Origin of the sequence: Flavobacterium sp. LPB0248 (assembly GCF_013388355.1) — a bacterium.
Classification (GTDB): domain Bacteria; phylum Bacteroidota; class Bacteroidia; order Flavobacteriales; family Flavobacteriaceae; genus Flavobacterium.
In genome coordinates this window covers 3,890,773-3,912,159 of record NZ_CP058246.1, presented here as the reverse complement: position 1 = coordinate 3,912,159, position 21,387 = coordinate 3,890,773, and the positions used below count along the sequence as shown (strand labels likewise).

Here is a 21,387-nt window from a genome sequence, read left to right as displayed (position 1 = left end):
ATTGCCAATTAAAAAACATTTAAATGGCTGTCTATCAAAGATAAGACAAAAGCGTAAACCAAAATATTTTTCCTACAATAAAATACTTACATTTAAATTTTTATCATGGCATCTATTAAAAATCCAATTCATTTTTAATTTTGTAAATTTGTTTAAATTCTTAAATTATGAATAATAACTGGCAAAATTTAATTTCAATAAATCCTGATATAAGATTTGGTAAACCTGTAATCACGGGAACTAGAATTTGTGTTTCAGATATTCTTTCATGGCTATCAACAGGAATGTCTTCTGAAGAAATTATTGAAGATTTCCCTGAATTAAATAAAGAACATATTCTTGCAGCTTTAGCTTTTGCGGCCAATAGGGAAAACATTACCAAAATAGTCGCAGCATAATGAAACTGCTCTTAGACGCCAATATTTCTTGGAGAATAACCAAACTTATTGAAAGTAGTTTTCCTACTTGTCTCCATTCTAAAGATATTCCAGTAAATCAACCCGCAAAAGATTTGGAAATTTGGGAGTATGCTAAAAAAAATAATTTTACCATACTTACACATGATGATGATTTTGAAAAATTATTACTTCTAAAAGGTGTTCCTCCAAAAGTGATTATTTTAAAAACTTTCAATAAAAATACTAAAGAACTTTCGGAACTCTTAATTTCAAAAAAGGAAATTATAGAATCATTTATTCTAAACGACGAATTAATGATTTTAGAAATATATTAAAAATATATCGCCACGAATTCACGAATTAATTGATTTATAATTCGTGAATTCGTGGCGAAAAAACTATGAACCTTTGTCACTTTGCTTCTTTGAACCTCAAAAAAAGCTACTCTTTAATTTCAAAACCGCCCTGCAAACCTTTATCAGAGCTACCTCCAACCATGATTTTAAACGTTCCCGGTTCAACTAAATAATTTCCTTCATTATCATAAAACCCAAGCTCCTTATCGGTTAAAGTAAAGTTTATCGTTTTAGTTTCACCCTTTTTCAGATTCACCAATTCAAAACCTTTCAATTCTTTTATTGGGCGAACGATACTTGCAAATTCATCATGAATGTATAACTGAACTACTTCTTTTCCATCATAATTTCCTGAATTTGTAACCTCAACGCTTATCTCAACTTTTTCACCTTTTGCGAAAGCCATCTTATTTAATTTCAAGTTTTTATAATCGAATTTTGTATAACTCAATCCAAAACCGAAAGGAAATTGAGGCGTTTTTTCCACATCCATATAATGTGACCAGAAAACATTTTTATCGCTGTCAATTGGCCTTCCTGTACTGTATTTGTTGTAATAAATTGGCACCTGACCTACATTTCTCGGAAACGACATTGGCAGTTTTCCACTCGGATTATAATCTCCGTATAAAACCTGAGCAATCGCATTTCCAGCCTGCGTTCCCAAATGCCAAGCCTCAACAATAGCTGGAACATTCTCTGCAGCCCACGGAATACTCAACGGACGACCATTATTTAAAACCAAAACCACATTCGGGTTTACTTTGTAGATTTTTTCTAGCAATTCTTGCTGTAAACCTGGCAAACTCAAATCAGTTCTACTTCTCCCTTCACCGCTTTGAAAACCGTATTCACCTAGAACCATTACCACAACATCGGCATTCTTTGCTGCATTTTTAGCCGCTTCAAATCCGCTTTTGTCAGTTGTATTGAAAACGGTTTCCGTTAAGAAAGTTGCTTTTTGTTTTAGTAAATCAGCACCTTTTTCAAAAGTCAGCTGATTGCCTTTATATTGTTGCATTCCTTCTAAAACCGAAACTGCAGTATCGTCAGAAGCCGCAATTCTCCAGCTTCCCAACGGACTATTTTTATCATTTGCCAAAGCGCCAATCAAAGCAATTTTCTGTCCAGATTTCTTTAGCGGAAGCAAATTCTTTTCGTTCTTCAATAAAACGATAGATTTTTTCGCCATATCCAAAACGCCTTCATTGTTGGCTTTACTTCCAACGACTTCTTTTTCGCGTTTTTCATCACAATATCTGTACGGATCATCAAATAAACCCAATTCAAATTTCACACGCAAAATTCTTCGAACTGCATCATCAACCAAAGATTCTTTTACTTTTCCAGATTTTACCAAATCGACCAATTTTGCCACATATAAATACGATTCCATATCCATATCAGAACCTGCAATCACCGCTTTTGCAGTCGCATCGGCTTCGTCTTTTGCATAACCGTGAGCGATCATTTCACGAATTGAAGCATAATCAGAAATCACAAATCCGTCAAACTTCCATTTCCCTTTTAAGATATCTCTTTGCAAAAAAGCGTTCCCAGTCGCAGGAACACCATTCAAAGTATTAAACGAATTCATAAACGTACGAACTCCAGCCTCAACCGTTGCTTCAAAAGGAGGCAAAACTGAATTGTACAATTTCGAATTACTAATGTCTACAATATTATATTCCAATCCCGCTTCAACATAACCATAAGCTGCAAAATGTTTCGCACAAGCCGCGATCGTATTTACTTTAGCCAAATCAGCTATAGTTTCTCCTTGAAAACCCTTAACTCGTGCATATCCAATTTTACTTCCCAAATAAGGATCTTCTCCCGAACCTTCCATCACACGTCCCCAACGCGCATCATTTGCCACATCAACATTTGGCCCGAAAGTCCAGTTAATTCCAGATGCCGAAGCTTCATCTGCTGCAATCGCCGCCGATTTTTTAATTGCTTCTAAATCCCAACTTGCCGCTTCTGCCAACGGAATCGGACTTAACGTTTTATAGCCATGTATTACGTCAAAACCAATAATTAACGGAATTCCTAATCGGGTTTCTTCCACCGCAATTTTCTGCACGGCACGAACTTCTCTCACACCACGAACCGTCAGCATCGACCCGACCAATCCTTTTCTTAAATGTTCGTATTTTAATTCGGCTGTTCCGCCTTTTGGCGCGGGTCCTGTAACATCCCAAAAGCCATTATATTGATTCATCTGCCCTACTTTTTCCTCCAGCGTCATTAACGGCAAAAGCAGATCTATACGCTGCTCCACAGTTTTATTCTTATCCAGATACGGCTTTTTTTGTGCATTCATATTTCCAACAGTAAACAGGGAAAATACCCCAATAATTAGTATTTGTTTATTTTTCATTGTGGTTTAGTTAGTTTTTTTTCTAAGGTTCTATCCCGATAGCTATCGGGACTGAGACGCTAAGATTCTAAGTTTTTTTATTTTGGCGTGTCCCGCTGAAAAAGCGGGTCGGGCTATCCGTTTCAAGTCCTCGCCTGTTCGTTCCTCACGGCTGTGGGCTTTCCACTTCTATCCCTCACGCAAATCGTTTTCAAAAGAACGTTTCCGTTATCTTGTCATCCTGAGGAACGAAGGATCACACTAGAAGTTCCACATAGAATTCCACCAATCTTTACCGAATCCCGAGTGTGGTTTCTTGTTCCTCGAAATGACAAACTTCTCGTATCACTTTGTGGGACTTCGCCCGAAGCTTCGGGATCGCTCAGCCTGACAAAAAATCTAAAATCTAAAATCTTGCTTCTTTATTCTTTCTTCTTTACACACTCACTCAGAAACAAAACAAGAAGCAGGCAAATTCGCTTTATTAAACAAATCTGACTGAATCGTATTTCCCCATGCAAATCTCACTTTTGCTGGAGAAGCTACTTTTTTACTTGTCACAATCACTTCGTTATTTTTAATTGAAGCTTCGGCAGGATAGAAAACTCCATCAGTTCCCGCAACCTCAAATTGATTCGATTTTTTGTCTTTAAAGTATAATCCGTCTCCGTAGTCAAAAGAAACGATTACTGTATTTTTATTCACTTTAATTCCCTTAAAAAGTGGTCCATTAACCAAATTAGAATTGGTTTTGTAAGTTTCTGCCAAAGCCAGATTCGCTAGACGAATTCCAACCGATTTTTTATTTTTTGGATGAATATCAATCGTATCCGAAATATCACTGATCACCACCATTCCTGTTTTCGGAACTTCTTTCAATAATTTTCTCTGCGAGTCTCTAACTGTGACATTAGAAAAATTGTTCTTTCCGGTTTTAAATGGCGCAATCTGGACATAATAAAACGGGAATTCATCCTTCCATTCTTTTCTCCAAGATGTGATTAAAGCGCCCAAAGTTTTATCATAAACCAAAGAACCTACATTCGACTCTCCCTGATACCAAAGCGTTCCTGCAATTTTAAATCCTATAATTGGATAAATCATCGCATTATAAGCACGTCCAGGTTGTCTTGGTCCGTATTCTTGTTCATTTAATTTTTTGGCATTTTCCAATAAAATAGGATCGTTATTTACAACTTCTGCAGGCATCCAGATTTCTGCAGGAGTTCCGCCCCAATTCGAAGAAATTAATCCGATTGGAACATTTTTTAAATCTTCACGCAGGCGTTTAGCAAAAAAGTAACCAACAGCACTAAAATATTTCATGGTTTCTGGAGTCGATTCTGTCCAATTTCCCAGCAAATTATTCTGCGGATTCTCAGCAGTCAATTTCGGAACTGTGAAAAAACGAATATTAGGATTTGTGGCATTTTTCATTTCTTCTTCGCCATCGTCAATTCCCCAACTCACCGACATTTCCATATTCGATTGTCCAGAACAAAGCCAGACTTCGCCAATTAAAATGTTTTTTAAAACCACTTCATTGTAGCCTTTTATCGAAATTGTAAACGGTCCACCCGCTTCTGGAGTTTTAATGGTAATTTCCCATTTTGCCTGATTATTGGCAACAGTGTTATATTCCGTATTGTTCCAACTGGAAATTAATTTAATTTCTTCTTTTGGATTTGCCCAACCCCAAATTTTCACTTCAGAGTTGCGCTGTAAAACCATATTATCACCAAAAATATTCGGAAGTGAAACGTTTGCCATCATAGTACTGGAAATCAATAGAAAGAAAACAAACTTAAAAATATTATTTTTCATTTAGCAACTTCTTTAAAAATGGGCCATATTCTTCTGCCAAAACCTTATGATCAGCTACATCTGGATGACCTGAACATCCATTTGGTGTCATTGGCTTGAACTTGAAAATCTGAATTGGTTTGTGTGCTTTATCATTCGCGAAAGCGTTCTTAACTTTATTCAGACAATCTTCAAAAACAACTGCTCTTTCTCCGCCAACCATTGGACTATTTGTAATTACAATCTGCACCTTCGGATTGTGTTTGTAAAGCATTTTGATGAAGTTGATATAATTAGAAACATATTTTTCGGCATTAAAAGGAAGACGTTCCTTTTTACCGTCTCCACCAGAAAAATCATTTGTTCCTAAGGCAATGCTGATAATATCTGGCTGAAACGCAAAATCATATTTCGGTTTTGAAGCCTCTTTTGTCAAATATAGATTGGGATAGACATCTGGCATTATGGCTTCTTCTTTATGCTCATCATTCCAATTTCTGTACATTCCGATTCCTGAAACACAGCTCATCAAATAATCGACGCCAATTGCCCTAGAAAGTGTTGGCCCATAAGCATAATACCCATTATGATGATCCATATATTCGCCTTTATCACAAGGAATATCCGACGGATCACTCGCCGCTCCACAAGTTATAGAATCACCAATAAACTCGATTTTCTTTTTCTTTTGAAATGAAATTGCAGTCAGTTTTGCAGTTGTTCCAGCAAACAAAATATTGCCGCTTTGTGCTTCTGTATTTTTGTAGATTTCTAGTCGATGTTCTTTTTGCTTAGAAGTAACTTTGATTGGAAATGACTGAACCGCTCCTTTTTCAATTCTAATCTTTCCTATATATTCTCCATCCAAAACCAGCTGCACGTAATTGTGATGTTCATAAGAATCAACGCTTTGAAGAGATATTGTGCATTCATTTCCGGTAAAATTAAAAGTAACCGAAGAGGCTGTTCCGATTAAAATAACCTGACCATTTTGAAGTTTATCAATTCTACCTTGGTATAAAAAAGTTTTATTAGAATTTTGAGTTTGCGAATTCGAAACGAGCGAAATCAGCAAAAACGAAATTAAAACAGCTATTTTTTTGGGAAACATAGTTTATTTGTTAAAATATAAATACGATTCACAAATATATTGGAAAGAGATTATCCAAAAAGATACTAAAATGTCAAAAAGTAATAAAAAAACACCACATAAACACATCACTTCTGGCTTATTCACCGTTAATTCTTACAACTGAAACAAATGGTATTCTATTGAAATTCTAGATTTAAGGCTTATCTTTACCGTTTAACCCTTTTTGCATACAAAATGAGATTACGTTTTTTTATTTTTCTATCAGCCTTTATTTTATTTTCTTCTTTTAATTTAAAAAAGAAAGGGAAAGAAACTCCATATCAAGTTCAAACCGAAATCAATCGTGACTCTATAATTGCTTATGCCAAACAATATTTAGGAACGCCTTATGTTTATGCCAGCAGTAATCCGAAAAAAGGTTTTGACTGTTCGGGTTTTGTGAGTTATGTTTTTAAAAATTTTGGAATGACTCTCCCTAGAAGTTCAAGCGGTTATAAAAACATAGGTAAAACTTTAAAACCAGAAGAATTTAAAGTAGGTGATGTTTTAGTTTTCTACGGATATAAAAACAGAAATATTGTTGGTCACGTCGGGATAATTTGTGAAGCCAACGGAATGCAGTCTAAGTTTATTCATGCTTCTTCAGGAAAAGCACAACAGGTCACTATAACAGCACTAGATACAGAACACTACACCAAACGTTTTTATAAATGTGTTGACGTTTTATCTAAATAGTTTTTATCATTATTTTTCACGCAGATTTAATTAGATTTTTCTAGTTTAAAATCTGCGAGTATCTGCTTAAATCTTTTTAAATCTGCGTGAAAATTATTTTTATTCTTCAGTTAAGAGTTTAATCAGGCTTTCATCTCTTCCGTAAATATCTTTATAGAAATTCAAATTGCCTTCTCGATCTACCCAAGCCGTAAAATAACCAATATAAACTGGAACTTTTTTCTTCAAAGTATACCAGCTTTCTTTTCCTGCATGCATGGCTTTATCAATTCTTTCTGGATTCCATGCTGGATCTGGTTTTAATAATTCTATTGCCAGTTCTCTCGGTTTTGCAACACGAACACAACCGTGGCTAAAAGCTCTGCTTTCTCTTTCAAACAAACTTTTTGAAGGCGTATCGTGCAAGTAAATATTGCTTGAATTTGGAAATAAAAATTTCACTAAACCAAGTGAATTATTTTTTCCCGGAAGCTGACGAACGGCGCCATTATTCCACTCCAAATTTTTCTTTTGCAAATAGTTTTTATCCCTTGCCATTCCAGGTTTTATCTCAGACTTGATAATACTTGGCGGAACATTCCAATACGGACTGAAAACAATATTGCTCATCATTCCGCTAAAAATTACGGTTTTTGTCAATGCCCTTCCCACTACAACTGCAGATGTAAATGCGATTTTTCTATCTTCAATTATATACAATTTAAATTCAGGAATATTAACTTCTATGTACTTCTGCCCTTTTTCTAATTCAGGATCAATCCATCGACAGCGTTCCATATTGGCAATAATAGTTTTAATTCGGTCTGAAACAGGAATGTTCAAATCATTTATATGCTCCAATAAAATGGTGTTTTTGGGAACATAACCATGACGCAATTCATAGTTTTTTAAGGCTTTCATTAAAACTGTATCGCAAACTGGGCTTTTGGTATCTTCCTTAAGATCTTTGGTTACAAAAAGTCGTTCTCTAATCTGCGCAATAACAGCAGACGAATCGCCTAATTTTAAACTTTTATAATCTTCTCCCGCCTCAATAGTTTTCCAGCCTCCGTTTTTCTCTATTTCTCTATATTCTTTAAGAGCATCGCGAAGCTTGTAATATTGGCTAAACATCTTTCTTTTCTTATCATCCAAAATCGTTGATTTCTTAAAGATAGAATCTGAAAGCACTTGATAGTTGAACTTTTTTCGAGGCAGAAGCCATTCTAAAGAAACAACCGTTTTTTCATCAAAACCTGCATAGACCTTATCAGCGTAATAGTAGTATAGATTGGAAAGCAGTAAATCGGTATCTTCTTTTGAAAGTTTCGTATTTACATTATTATCAAAAACAGAATTTAACTGTTCGTTGTAAGGATAACTGGTTTTTAATCCTTCTTGATCAAGATTTTTGTACTGATTGTACAGTGTATTGGCAAATTCGACAATTCCCTTATTGTCCTGCCATAATTGAGTTGATTTATTTTTTTGATATAATGCCGCTACATCTGCTTTAAATTTTTCAAGTTTTGGATAACTTTCATAAAATTTCGCAATGCGTGTACTGTCAATCGTAAGTTTTAATTCTGGAATTTTCTCAACTTTCTTTATTGAATTTTCTTCTTTTTTATCTGCTTTTGAATTACACGAAAAAACAGCAAAAAAAACAATTGCAATTATAGGCGAATACCAAACTTTCATACGTAGATTTTTTTATTAAAAGTAGAAAAAATTCTATTAAATCAAAGAATTCAAAAATAAATCTTAAGCCTTATTTTTTTGAAGTTTAAGCCGTTACTAAAAAATAAAAAGCTCCAAACAATTTACATGTCTGGAGCTTTCGCCATATAACCAACCTATTAAAATTCTAATTAAATAACAGTACCTTTTAAAGTAAGTACTTTTGGTGTTGTTTCTGCACTAGTTGTTACAGTAACTGTTTTTGTAAAAGCGCCTTTGTTTGCTGCATTGTAAGTTGCAGTAACTTTTCCAGATTTACCAGCCTGAATTGGTTCTTTTGTGTAATCTGTAGCTGTACAACCGCAAGATCCTTGTACGTTTGTAATCACTACAGCTGTTTTTCCAGTATTTTTAAATTCGTAAACAATTGCTTTTGGAGTTCCTTGCGGAATTTGCCCAACATCAACTGTTTCTGCTTTCCAAGCAATTGTAGAAGCTGCAGTTCCTGAAATTTCAGTTTCTGAAACTAAAGATTGTACGGGAGCAATTGCTGAAAAAGACATTAGGCCTAAAGCCAAAGCTAACATCGAAATTTTGATCATTTTCATAACGGGTATATTTAAAATGGTTTATAGTTCATTTTTGATATTACAAAGGTAATTCAGACAAATTCAAGTCGCTGTTAACTGGTTTCAAACGTTTGTTAATGACTTGTTAATCGCCTATTTTCAGGCTAAAATTGATTAATATTACACTCTCAAAATTCTTTATTCTTGAAAATTAATAAACTCAACAGCATCATTATCTTAGGATTAATCGCTATCATTAGTATTTTGGTAGCGCAATTGCTTTGGACAAAAGAAGCTTTTACAATCGAACAAAAAAAACTCAGCCAAAAAGCGCATATTGCTTTATTGGAAGTAGCTAAAAAATTATACGAAGGAACCAACCACGAACTCCCTGTTCAAAATCCAGTTCAGAAAATTGCAAACGATTATTATATCGTAAATGTGGATAATGAATTTGAACCCGATATTTTGGAATTTTATCTGAAAACGGAATTCAAAAAAATGAACATTACCACCGATTTCGAGTATGCGATGTACAACTGCCAAAGTGACGAAATGATTTATGGCGATTATATTTCGCTTTATAAGAAAAAAGCAGAATGCAAAAAAACTGTTTATTTCCCTAAACATAAAAATCTGGTTTATTATTTTGCTGTACGTTTTCCCAACGAAACGACTTATCTCTTTAGTTCAATGCGCTTTTGGTTTATCCTTTCAACTGCATTGATTCTGATTTTATTGATTTACGTTTATTCAATTTTTAAACTTTTACAGCATAAAAAATATTCAGAATTGCAGCGTGATTTCATTAATAATATGACGCATGAATTTAAAACACCTTTGGCTTCTATTCTAATTGCGTCAAAATATCTGATTGAACAAAAACCAATTAAAGAAGATAAAAAACTGTATACTTATACCGACATTATTATCAATCAGGGAAATAAGTTAAATAGTCATATAGAAAAGATTCTAAATATTGCAAAGTCTGATTATGCACCTTTAGAACTTAAAAAAGAAAATATTTTAATAGTTCCGATTATTGAAGAAGCAATAGAAAACATTAAATTAAAATATCCTGAAGCTTCAATTACAATTGAAACTGTTTCAAAAGAATATTTAATTGAAACAGATACTTTTCATTTTGCTAATTTAGTTTACAATTTGCTGGATAATGCAATCAAATACTGTAGTGAAAAGCCTAAGGTTACGGTAAAAATCATAGAAAATAATAACTGTTTAAAATTGGAGTTCATTGATAATGGAATTGGGATTAATCCTAAAAAAATATCTTTTATCTTTGATAAGTTTTACCGTGTTCAGAACGAAAAAAGTAACGAAGTGAACGGATTTGGACTTGGCTTATATTATGTAAAAGAAATCTGCAGTCTGCAAAACTGGAAAATAAAAGCCGAAAACAATCAAGAAAAAGGTATCACTATAACTTTATCAATTCCTTACAAAAAATGAGAAATTTCAAAATACTATATGCCGAAGACGATGAAACCCTAGCGTTTTTAACCAAAGATAATTTGGAGCAAAACAATTATGAGGTAATACATTGTTCAGACGGAAAATCAGCTTTGAAAATTTTTGAGGAAGAAGAATTCGATATTTGCATTTTTGATATTATGATGCCAAAAATGGACGGTTTTGAACTTGCTGAAGCGGTTCGAAAAATTGATCTCGATGTTCCTATTATTTTTCTTTCTGCCAAAACTTTAAAGGAAGATCGCATTAAAGGCCTGCGTTTAGGCGCCGATGATTATTTGGTAAAGCCTTTTAGTATTGAAGAATTACTTTTAAAAATTGAAATTTTCTTAAAACGTTCACAGAAAAATATTCCGACTGCAAAAACGATTTACGAAGTTGGTAAATATCAATTTGACACCAAAAATTTCATTCTTTTCAATGATGAAGAAAAAGTTGGTTTAACACAGCGTGAAGCCGAATTATTGAAACTTTTTCTAGACCATAAAAATTCCGTTTTGAAAAGAGAACAGATTTTAACTTCTTTATGGGGAACTGATGACTACTTTATGGGAAGAAGTCTGGACGTTTTTATTTCGCGTTTGCGTAAAATCTTAGCAAACGAACAAGGAATTTCTATAGAAAACCTACATGGAATTGGGTTTAGGTTTTCTATTGGGTAAATCACAATTCTGTTAAAAATAAAGAAAAATCTGTAAGCAGTTTTTAGAAAAACTTTGTATTTTTAATATCTAATTTTCTTGGATATGAAATTACATCATTTGCGAAATGCCACTTTGGTAATTGAAACAGAAAAGCATGTCATTTTAGTTGACCCAATGTTAGGTAAAAGAAAAACAATTCCACCTTTTACTATTTTCAGATATAAACCAAAACGAAATCCGCTGGTGGCTTTGCCTAAAAACAGTCGTGACATCTTAAGCCGTGTGACGCATTGTTTGATTACACATTTGCATCCAGATCACATTGATAAAGCAGGTGAAGTTTTTTTGAGAAGAAAAAGCATTCCCGTTATCTGCAGTTCAAAAGATGAAAAAGCACTTGTACAACGAGGACTGAGTGTCATTCAAACTTTGGAATATTGGGAACCTCAAAAATTTTTGGATGGAAAAATCACCGGAATTCCAGCAATTCACGGCTACGGGTTTGTTGCTAAATTAATGGGAAATGTAATGGGTTTTCTTATCGAATTGGCAGATCAAAAATCTATTTATGTTAGTTCCGATACCATTTTTACAGAACATGTAAACAAAGTATTAACGCAGCTTAAACCAGACATTTCGATTGTTGCCTGCGGAACCGCAAGATTAGATATTGGACAGCCTTTATTAATGCGAATGAATGATATTCTAAAATTCGTCACACTAGCTCCAGGAAAAGTTCTCGCCAATCATTTAGAAGCATTAAATCATTGTCCAACCACAAGACTCCAATTAAGAACAGTTCTTTCAGATCATGGACTTTTAAGCAAAACTTCTATTCCGAATGACGGAGAATGTATTGAATATTAAAGTACCAATAACCCGAATTCGCGTAAAGTATTTATTGGTTTAGAATACCAAAACAATTCGAAATCTTCTAATTCGATTTCAAAATCATTTTTAACCTCCTGAAAAGTATAACTTTTAGAACCAGAAACGGCTATTTTTAATAAAATTGAAGTCAGCCACTCGCCTTCTTCTTTGCTCGTTTGGATATCGAAACTTTCTTTTTTATCATGAAAAGTTAGCGACATCATTTCCCAACTTCTTCCTTTTTTTGATTTTGTAAAGATTTCTGCAGCTGGTTTTCCTCCAAGCCAAACTACTTTTGCATTTGGTTTTGTATTGAAATCATTTTGTTCTTCTAATGCATTAAAAATAAAATCGGGATGGATTTTGGTTTTCGGAATTTTAAAATCAAACCAATCCTGAAGTTCGTAATCAAAGCAGATTCCGTGCATGAAATTAAAGAGCGATTTCTTTAATCCGAAACTGAACTTGTCGTGATTGATTCCTGTTGCATCGGTATATTCAATATCATTATTTGCAAAAGTTCCAATTGCTTCCGTTTTTTTGGTCACGCCAAATTGCTCCGGATACAATCCAACTGGACTATGCGCTGTTAAAGCAAATTGATGCCAAAATCCAGACTGCAAAACTCCAGCTTCAAATAATTGACGAACCATTTCAAGACTATCCACCGTTTCCTGAATAGTTTGTGTTGGATAACCATACATTAAATAGGCATGAACCATAATTCCAGCTTCAGTAAAATTACGAGTTACTTTTGCAACTTGTTCGACGGTAACACCTTTATCAATTAATTTCAATAATCGATCTGAAGCGACTTCCAAACCTCCTGAAACTGCAATACAGCCAGAAGCTTTTAGCAATAGACATAAATCCTTGGAAAAGCTTTTTTCAAAACGAATATTTGTCCACCATGTTACAGCCAATTTTCTTTTTAGAATTTCAAGAGCCAAAGCACGCATTAAAGCTGGTGGCGCAGCCTCATCTACAAAATGAAATCCGTTTTGACCTGTTTGCTCGATTAATTCCTCCATTCGATCACAAAGCAAACTTGCCGCAACAGGCTCGTAAACTTTTATGTAATCTAAAGAAATATCACAAAAAGTACATTTTCCCCAGTAACACCCATGCGCCATTGTGAGTTTATTCCAACGGCCATCGCTCCACATTCTGTGCATCGGATTTACAATTTCAATAACCGAAATATATTTATCCAAAGGCAAATCGGAATAATCTGGGGTTCCAACTTGAGATTGTTTATAATCGTGTTTTAGAGAATTATTTTTATAGATAACTTCTCCATTTTCTAACAAAAATGTTCTTTTAAAAGAATCAGAATCTGGATTTTCTAAATGAAAAATTAGTTCTTCAATTGGAACTTCACCATCATCTAAAGTGATAAAATCGAAAAATTCGAAAACACGTTTATCTGAAAGCGAGCGCAATTCGGTATTAGGAAAACCTCCACCCATCGAAATTTTAATCTCAGGATAATTTTGTTTTACCCATTGCGCAGAACGAAACGCGCTATATAAATTCCCTGGAAAAGGAACAGAAATTAAAAATAAGGTTGGTTTTACGGCTTCAATTTTAGCTTTCAAAAGTGAAATTAAAATCGAATCGATATAAGTTGGCTTTTGCTGCAAAGCATCGTATAATTCGTCAAAAGAATTAGCACTTCTCCCTAAACGTTCGGCATATCGGCTGAAACCAAAATTTTCATCAATACATTCGACAATAAAATCTGAAATATCCTCAAGATATAAAGTCGCCAAATGTTTGGCTTTGTCTTGAGTTCCCATTGAACCAAAAGCCCAGTCGAGTTCTTCCAATTGTGCAAAACGAGAAGCTTCGGGCAGGAAATCTTCCTGACAAATCTGTAATGCCAACGTTGGATTTTTACCTTGCAGAAACTGAATTACAGGATCGATTGTTTTGATGTATTCGTCTTGAAGAGCAAAAATGCGTTTTGAATTATCTGAGATTTCATTTCCAACAGCTTCAAACTTGAAACCTGAAACCTGAAACAAATCAATCAATCCTTTCTTAGAAAACAATTCCAAAATCACATCAATACCCAAATCTGCCTGAACCGATTCGATATTCTTGGTATTCAGAAAACCTTTTATATACGCCGTTGCCGGATACGGTGTATTCAGTTGGGTAAAAGGAGGCGTAATTACAAAAAGTTTCGTTTTCAAAAGGGATTGTTTTTTTTTTGCAAAAATACGGGTTATTGTGGATTTTTTACTGAAAAGATTTTATTCGCTTGGGTTTTGATTTTTTAATTTGGTTTTGTAGATATTTAATTACATTTGCGACAATCCAAATGACCCAAATGAAACATCCATTACCAGTCCTTTACCTATTCTTTTTTCTATTTATCAACAACATTTCTAGATCTCAAGATTTTCAATGGGCTTTAAAAATAGATGAGGACCATAGTTCATCTAATACAAGATCTATAATTACTGATAGTCAAGGAAACATATATTCCACAGGACAATTTGGCGGTAGAATAGATTTTGACCCAGGACCAAATGAGTTCTTTTTAACTTCAACAGCAAATGCGTCAAATTGTTTTATCTTAAAATTAAATAAAAAAGGAGAATTTTTATGGGCAAAACATATTGCCTCTGAATGGGTAGATGGAGGTAGATCAATAATTTTAGATAAAAATGAAAATGTGATCATAACCGGTCTTGCCACTGGTCAAGTGATTGATTTAGATCCTGATCCAACTAAACAATTTTTAATTAGAAATTCAACGACAAGTACCACAGGCTCGTACATCGTCAAACTTAGCCCTAATGGAGATTTTATATTTGGTAATTTTTATCTTGGCGCATACGCTGATGAGTCTACTATTGATAATGACGGCAATATAATTACAACTGGTGTTTATGGAGGGATCGATACAGATTTTGATGCTGGAACTGCGGTATATAAATTAGGCACTTCAACAAACGATATATTTGTTTTAAAGAACAATAATGATGGTAATTTTCTTTGGGCAAAAAAATGGGGTGGATCTGGCTACGATTATCCTATTTCTTTAACATGTGATAATTTAAATAATATCATTTTGACCGGAAAATATGAGTACAATTTTTTATTTGCAAACAGTAATTATTCTGGTATACAAAATATGAATTTTATTTTTAAAATATCCTCCCAAGGAAATGAATTATGGTTTAGACAATTAGGAAAAACAACATCGGGATTAGGAAGTAACGCAGATAAAGCTGTAAAAACAGACAACTTTAACAATATCTATTGTACTAGTGATTATTCGAGTTATGATAGTCCAATGATACTAGATTTCAAAAACACGTCTCTTTCATTTACATCTGATCGAGTAGACTGCCTGTTTTTCAAACTGAATGAAAATGGAGAATACATCTGGCATAATAAAATTTATGGTGACGAAAGACAAGAAACTTACTCTATGAGCCTGGATAATAATAACAACATTTATTTGTTAACCTTCATTAATGGATTTACTTATATAAATAACGAATGCAATAAAATTTTTCCAAATAAAAATACAAATTACAGCAATGAGTATCTATTGCTAAAATTCAATCAAAATGGTAAATTTATAAATTTTAAAAACATTAAAAACGGATTTTATGTGCAATCTGATTTTGAAAACAATTTAATCCTTTCAGGTTATTTCAGAGATAAACCCGATTTTGATCCTAGTCCCATAAGTTCATTTTTTATGCATACTTTTAATGGAAGTTCTTATTATTTAAAACTTAATCCATGCACTTCAAATATTCCAGAAGCCGATAACCATCAATATTTCTGTCTGTCTTCAAATCCAACAATAAACGATCTAAAACCATGTATTGAAATTATAAATTGGTATGATTCTAAAACTTCAAATACACCCCTAGATAGAACTTTATCTCTTGAGGACGGAAAAATCTATTATGCTTCATACTTTGAAAGCTGCCCAGAAAATGAAAGATTAGCTGTCAAAGCTCATTTAAATACTTCTTCTCTTCCAATAATTACAAACTCAACATTTTGTAAAAAAGACAATCCCAAACTTTCAGATATTTCTATTCTTGGTTCGAATATAAAATGGTACGATAATCAAAATAATGGTAATATATTACCTCCATCAACATTATTAGAAAGCAATACAACATATTATGTCACACAACAAGAAAACGGCAATTCTTGCGAAAGCCAAAGAATAGCTCTGATTCCAACCCTACAAGGCGATAAATTACTTGTTAATTCACCTCAGACTTTCTGTGTTAATCAAAATGCACAATTAAGTGACATTCAAATTACGGGACAAAATATAAAATGGTACAGTAATTTAACAGGAGGAACACCTGTACTTACTACCACTGTACTTCAGGATAAAGCTGTCTATTACGCCTCTCAAACTATAAATGGTTGCGAAAGTGAAAGAACTCCTGTAACTATCAATATTCAGAATACACTAGCTCCAACAGGAAATGCAAATCAACCATTTTGCACAGGACAAAATCCAACGATTTCAAATATCGAAATTACAGGAACTTCTATAAAATGGTATGACTCTCCAAATAATGGTACTTTATTATCTGAAACAACAAATCTGCAAAACGGAAAAACATATTATGCATCACAAACAGAAAACAGTTGTGAAAGTTCAAGATTTGGAGTTACAGTTTCACTTGTAAATACCCCTTCTGTTCCATCGGGAAATCCGGAACAGTCATTTTGCAAGCAAGAAAACAAAACTCTTAATGACATTCAAATAACGGGACAAAATATAAAATGGTTTGATACCAGTTTCTCTGCCTCTGTTTTACCAAATACAACTCTTTTAGAAGATAATAGAACGTATTATGCTTCGCAAACAATTGGTTGTGATAGTGACCGAATTCCTATTCTTGTTCATGTATACAACACACCCTTACCAACAGGAAATAATAATCAGCAGTTTTGCATTGATGAAATAGCAACAATTGAAAATCTAAATATAGCAGGAACTGCACTCAAATGGTATGATGCTCCTATAAATGGTAATATTTTACAAGAAACAGATTTATTACAAAATGGAAAGTACTATGTGACACAAACTCTAAACAACTGCGAAAGCGAAAGATTAGCAATTACCGTAAAAATGCAAGATACTCAAATTCCAATTGCCAATTCTCCACAGCAATTCTGTATTCAGAAAAGCTCAAAAATTAGTGATATTAAAATTGATGGTCAAAATATAAAATGGTATGAAAGCTCTTCTTCTACAAGTAATTTATCAGAATCAACTTCATTAGAAAATGGAATTACTTATTATGCTTCTCAAACAGTAAGTACTTGTGAAAGTGACAGAATTCCTGTAACAATAAGCATTCTAGAAGCTTCAGCTGGAGATTGTATTCGCTTAGCTAATGAAATTCCGTATCCAAAATTCTTTACTCCAAATGGAGATAGTTTTAATGATATTTGGACAATTGATCCTGATTATTTAGCTCCCAATTCATCAATTAGAATATTTGATCGTTATGGAAAATTAATTAAAGAACTGAGATTAAATACTTCTTGGGACGGAACTTACTTAGGAAATCTAGAGCCCGCTTCAGACTATTGGTTTTCCGCAACTAGAATAAACGGAACAGAATATAAAGGTCATTTTTCTTTAAAGAGATAAAGCTAAAATCGCAAAAATTTATGTCCAAAAGCAAACTCTTTGCAATTGCATAAATCTTTGCGATTCCATAATTTTATTTCGTCTGCAACACAACCCAGCTTGAAATCTGTTCTAATGCTGTGGGAGATATTGTTTGCTCAATTGATGCATATTCTTCCGGTAATCCCGTTTTACATTCTTGAAATAAGTGATTTAAATTTGGCAATTCTTTAATCGTCACCTTTTTATTTTCTGCTTTTGTCAAAGCCTTATTAATATTTTGAAGATTTGCTTCGGCAGGAACTTGTAAATCTTTGCTTCCATTAATTGCCAAAACTGGACATTTTACTTTTTCTAAATAGGCAGCTGGATCAAGTTTTAAAAAATTATAAATCCAAGGACCTGTAATTTGATCTGTAACAGTTTTAGCTTGATCATCACTGAGTAATTTTGATTTAAAATAAGCGGTAACACTCGCTTTCAAATTATCATCATTTACCGTACTTTCCACAATAATATCATAAGCGCCTTTAAGAATTTCTTTGTTCTGCTGTATCATTGCTTCTGAAATCCCCTTTCGTTTTTCGATCAATTCCTTTTGCAAGAGAAGCAATTTATCACCTCGAATTCCTGCTCCTGCCATTAAAACAATAAATGAGATATCTTTAGAATTTCCAGCAACAATTGGTGCAATTACTCCTCCTTCACTATGCCCAATTAAACCAATTTTATTTTTATTGATTTCTTTGCGAGTTTTCAAATAGTCAACCCCAGCCTGTACATCTTTTACAAAATCTGTAGTAGTTGCACTTTTAAAATCACCAGTAGACTCACCAAAACCGCGGTCGTCGAAACGCAAAACGGCGATTCCTTTTCTGGTAAGATAATCTGCTAGAACTAAAAATGGTTTATGTTGTAATGCTTCTTCATCTCGATTTTGCGCACCGCTTCCGGAAATTAAAATAACTACTGGAAAATTACCTTCTTTTTTAGGTAACGATAAAGTTCCTGCCAGAGTCACTTGATCTTTTTTATTTTCGAATTTTACATCTTCTGTATAGTAAGGAAATGGCTGTTTTGGTTCCTGAGGCCTTACAATTTCAATATTTCCTTTTGATAAATTAAGATCTAATGTGTGTCCATTTTGAGTTATTTTTCCAACAAAAACATTATCAGCATTCAATTTTCCTTCGTACGAACCACCTACTGCAGGAATATCTAATTTCAATACCGAATTTTCGAAAGTAGTGGATTTAACTGGAATTCCTTTTGCATTTTGGTCTGGACTATCTGTGGTAGAAGTGTAACCGTTTTGTGTTTTTGTAAGATTAAAAACAACCCTTAATTCATTGTTTGGAAGTTTTAAAACACCATTCCAGTGCCCCGAAATATCTTGTGCGAACGATTTTGAAGAACTAAAAATTAGGAATATAAAAAGTATTATTTTTTTCATTTCGATGCTTAATTACTTAAAGATTGTTTTCTTTTTTTTCTAAACTTTTAAACTTAAAATAGGAATAAATTATAGGAACAAAAGCAATGGTAAGACCAATACCTACAAAAATTTTAGAAAAATTAAATCCCGAAAACAACAAGCCTCCCAAGATGAAAATAAAGCCAGCCACAAGCCATAATTTTCCTGCAAAAGAATGAGTAGCTTTCCATACCTGCTGATTCTCTAGTGTCCACGGCGTACGAATTCCAATAAAATAATTCGGCTGAATAACTTTAAAATAATTTCCAAAAATCATTAGTAAAATTCCAACTGCAACATACATTAAGCCCGGACTAGAAAAAGATTGATTTTTCGTTATATAAACAATAAATGTAGCCAGCAAAGACATGAATAAAACCAAGAAGAATTTGAGCTGATAAAACTTCCTTCCCATTAATGAAATTCTATTTTTGGGATCAATTTTAGATGCCGCAGTCATTAAGCCGTACATCAAAACTGGAAGCATAAAAAGCAAAAATATTAAGCTAAACTTATCACCCCAATTATCAATTTCCCCTTTGTAATTCCAATGCACAGGGACTCTTTCAGGAAGTTTGTTCCAAATTGCTGCTAAATAAATAAAAGGAATCAAAACAATTCCAATTAAGGGAAGCTCTTTTTTTAATTCTAAATTCATTTTTTATTGTTTAAAGGTTAGTATCCACTGCAAAACATCTTCCATTATGGTGGTATTGATGGAGTAAATGATGAATTGCCCGTTTTTTTCAGATGTAATTAAATCAGCTCTTTTTAAAATATCTAAATGATGCGAAATACTTGGTTTAGAAATATTAAAAGCATCGGCAATCTCTCCCGCCGACATATCTTTTTGCTTTAAAAGATCTAGAATCTCTCTTCTAGTTGCGTCATTTAATGCTTTAAAAATATCATTCATCTCATTTATATATTTAGACAAATATCTAAATACTTTTTAAACTAACAAAAAAAAAGCAGTAATTTTTTACATTACTGCTTTTAAATATTTTTATGAACAACCTAAAACTTATGTTCGTCTTTACTAATTACTAAAAAGGCAATTAAAGAGATTAAGGCTGCGGTAACTAAATAGTACCCTACATAACTTACATCATAAGTCTTAGCCAGCCAAATTGCAATCATAGGCGCAAATGCAGCTCCAAGAATTCCAGCCATATTAAAAGTCAAAGATGCTCCGGAATAACGAACATTTGTTGGAAACAATTCCGACAGAAATGTTCCTAAAGGCCCATAAGTAAATCCCATTAAAGACATTCCGATACAAGCAAAAATGGTTACTAAAACAATATTTCCTGTACTTAGAAAATAAGAAAAGAAAAATCCAAAGACAGCGATCGCAGCTGTAGCCACAATAAGCATTTTACGTCGGCCTATTTTATCTGCAACTACTGCAGAAACAGGAATAAACAAGGCAAAAAACAATACAGAGAACAATTGTATAAGCAATCCATCACGTTTAACAATTCCTAAATCTGAAGTTGCCCAACTTAATGTAAATACTGTCATTAAATAAAAAACTAGGAACGTTGTAATCGCTGCAAATGTTCCAAAAATCAATTGATTCTTATAAGATTTTACCAATTCTAAAAAAGGAACTTTTACTTCTTCTTTTTCCTTTTTAGAATTTTCAAAAGAAGGTGTTTCAGTAATTTTTGTTCTGATATAAAAACCAACAATTACTAAAAGTGCGCTGGCAATGAAAGGAATTCTCCAGCCGTAATTCATAAAATCTTCGTTGCTCATTGAATCAGTAAGCAAGAGAAAAGTTCCGCCTGAAAGCAATAAACCGATTGGAGCTCCTAATTGCGGAAACATTCCGTACCATGCGCGTTTATTTGGCGGCGCATTCTCGATTGCAAGCAAGACTGCTCCTCCCCACTCGCCTCCTAAACCAACTCCTTGTCCGAATCTACAAAGCATCAATAATAATGGGGCTGCAACACCAATACTTTCATAACTTGGCAGAAAACCAATTGTTACGGTAGAAATTCCCATGGTCAACAAAGCTGCAACAAGAGTAAATTTACGTCCAATCTTATCTCCGTAATGTCCAAAAAATGCAGAACCTAAAGGACGAGATAAAAAGGCGATAGAAAATGTTGCTAAAGATTCTAGAGTCGCCATCGTCGAATCTGAACTTGGAAAAAATAATTGTGGAAAAACCAATACAGCAGCATTGGCATAAATATAAAAATCAAAAAATTCGATTGTGGTACCTATAAGGCTTCCAAAAAGAACATGATTTAAAGAGTTCTTTTTACTTGGGTTATTTTTCATGAA

General features: G+C 33.5%; 17 protein-coding genes. 7 read left to right on the top strand and 10 right to left on the bottom strand.

From position 1 onward, the window contains the following. Window positions 1-167 precede the first annotated feature (167 nt). Together LPB248_RS16735 and LPB248_RS16730 are read left to right on the top strand one after the other, a co-directional pair. Entirely contained in the window at window positions 168-398 is a 231-nt protein-coding gene (locus LPB248_RS16735; protein WP_111426628.1) for a DUF433 domain-containing protein, read from the top strand. After that, on the top strand, window positions 398-733 hold the full coding sequence (locus LPB248_RS16730) for a DUF5615 family PIN-like protein (protein ID WP_111426629.1): 336 nt from the start codon (window positions 398-400) through the stop codon (window positions 731-733). The genes LPB248_RS16735 and LPB248_RS16730 overlap by 1 nt, the downstream gene beginning before the upstream one ends. Before the next feature lie 106 nt (window positions 734-839). On the opposite strand, the gene bglX is transcribed toward LPB248_RS16730, so the two are convergent. The 3 genes from bglX to LPB248_RS16715 all read right to left on the bottom strand — a co-directional run bounded on the left by bglX (window position 840) and on the right by LPB248_RS16715 (window position 6,030). Next, window positions 840-3,137, bottom strand: a complete 2,298-nt coding sequence (gene bglX, locus LPB248_RS16725; protein ID WP_177212426.1) for a beta-glucosidase BglX — start codon at window positions 3,135-3,137, stop codon at window positions 840-842. 423 nt (window positions 3,138-3,560) lie between these two features. Then, entirely contained in the window at window positions 3,561-4,940 is a 1,380-nt protein-coding gene (locus LPB248_RS16720) for a sialate O-acetylesterase (protein ID WP_177212425.1), read from the bottom strand. Next, window positions 4,930-6,030 carry an SGNH/GDSL hydrolase family protein gene (locus LPB248_RS16715; protein ID WP_177212424.1) on the bottom strand — a complete coding sequence of 367 codons (1,101 nt, stop codon included), beginning with the start codon at window positions 6,028-6,030 and terminating at the stop codon, window positions 4,930-4,932. The genes LPB248_RS16720 and LPB248_RS16715 overlap by 11 nt, the downstream gene beginning before the upstream one ends. A gap of 216 nt (window positions 6,031-6,246) precedes the next feature. Here LPB248_RS16715 and LPB248_RS16710 point away from each other — a divergent pair, with 216 nt between their 5' ends. Continuing rightward, window positions 6,247-6,747 (top strand): C40 family peptidase, encoded by a 501-nt coding sequence (locus tag LPB248_RS16710; RefSeq protein ID WP_177212423.1) that lies wholly within the window; start codon window positions 6,247-6,249, stop codon window positions 6,745-6,747. A gap of 99 nt (window positions 6,748-6,846) precedes the next feature. Here LPB248_RS16710 and LPB248_RS16705 read toward each other — a convergent pair whose 3' ends face one another. Both LPB248_RS16705 and LPB248_RS16700 read right to left on the bottom strand, forming a co-directional pair. After that, on the bottom strand, window positions 6,847-8,427 hold the full coding sequence (locus LPB248_RS16705; protein WP_177212422.1) for a murein L,D-transpeptidase: 1,581 nt from the start codon (window positions 8,425-8,427) through the stop codon (window positions 6,847-6,849). A 170-nt stretch (window positions 8,428-8,597) separates the two neighbouring features. Beyond that, window positions 8,598-9,014 (bottom strand): DUF1573 domain-containing protein, encoded by a 417-nt coding sequence (locus tag LPB248_RS16700; RefSeq protein WP_177212421.1) that lies wholly within the window; start codon window positions 9,012-9,014, stop codon window positions 8,598-8,600. A gap of 165 nt (window positions 9,015-9,179) precedes the next feature. Between LPB248_RS16700 and LPB248_RS16695 the strand changes: the two genes are divergently transcribed. From LPB248_RS16695 to LPB248_RS16685, 3 genes are all read left to right on the top strand, one after another. Then, a complete protein-coding gene (locus LPB248_RS16695; RefSeq protein ID WP_177212420.1) occupies window positions 9,180-10,445 on the top strand; it encodes a sensor histidine kinase in 1,266 nt (421 codons plus the stop codon). Then, window positions 10,442-11,128 carry a response regulator transcription factor gene (locus LPB248_RS16690; RefSeq protein ID WP_177212419.1) on the top strand — a complete coding sequence of 229 codons (687 nt, stop codon included), beginning with the start codon at window positions 10,442-10,444 and terminating at the stop codon, window positions 11,126-11,128. Before LPB248_RS16695 ends, LPB248_RS16690 begins: the two co-directional genes overlap by 4 nt. A gap of 84 nt (window positions 11,129-11,212) precedes the next feature. After that, window positions 11,213-11,977 carry an MBL fold metallo-hydrolase gene (locus tag LPB248_RS16685; protein ID WP_177212418.1) on the top strand — a complete coding sequence of 255 codons (765 nt, stop codon included), beginning with the start codon at window positions 11,213-11,215 and terminating at the stop codon, window positions 11,975-11,977. Here LPB248_RS16685 and LPB248_RS16680 read toward each other — a convergent pair. After that, entirely contained in the window at window positions 11,974-14,178 is a 2,205-nt protein-coding gene (locus tag LPB248_RS16680) for a B12-binding domain-containing radical SAM protein (protein WP_177212417.1), read from the bottom strand. The two genes, LPB248_RS16685 and LPB248_RS16680, sit on opposite strands and share 4 nt — an antisense overlap. Window positions 14,179-14,315: 137 nt before the next feature. On the opposite strand from LPB248_RS16680, the gene LPB248_RS16675 reads away from it, so the two are divergent. After that, entirely contained in the window at window positions 14,316-17,636 is a 3,321-nt protein-coding gene (locus LPB248_RS16675) for a T9SS type B sorting domain-containing protein (RefSeq protein ID WP_177212416.1), read from the top strand. Between the two features lie 73 nt (window positions 17,637-17,709). Here the strand turns inward: LPB248_RS16675 and LPB248_RS16670 are convergent, their stop codons facing one another. The 4 genes from LPB248_RS16670 to LPB248_RS16655 all read right to left on the bottom strand — a co-directional run bounded on the left by LPB248_RS16670 (window position 17,710) and on the right by LPB248_RS16655 (window position 21,384). Further along, window positions 17,710-19,068 (bottom strand): alpha/beta hydrolase family protein, encoded by a 1,359-nt coding sequence (locus LPB248_RS16670; protein ID WP_177212415.1) that lies wholly within the window; start codon window positions 19,066-19,068, stop codon window positions 17,710-17,712. 16 nt (window positions 19,069-19,084) lie between these two features. Further along, window positions 19,085-19,747, bottom strand: a complete 663-nt coding sequence (locus tag LPB248_RS16665) for an SdpI family protein (RefSeq protein WP_177212414.1) — start codon at window positions 19,745-19,747, stop codon at window positions 19,085-19,087. A 3-nt stretch (window positions 19,748-19,750) separates the two neighbouring features. After that, the gene (locus tag LPB248_RS16660) at window positions 19,751-20,005 is read right to left on the bottom strand and encodes an autorepressor SdpR family transcription factor (RefSeq protein WP_111378348.1); all 255 of its coding nucleotides are present in this window, start codon (window positions 20,003-20,005) and stop codon (window positions 19,751-19,753) included. A gap of 101 nt (window positions 20,006-20,106) precedes the next feature. Beyond that, the gene (locus LPB248_RS16655; RefSeq protein ID WP_177212413.1) at window positions 20,107-21,384 is read right to left on the bottom strand and encodes an MFS transporter; all 1,278 of its coding nucleotides are present in this window, start codon (window positions 21,382-21,384) and stop codon (window positions 20,107-20,109) included. Window positions 21,385-21,387 lie beyond the last annotated feature (3 nt).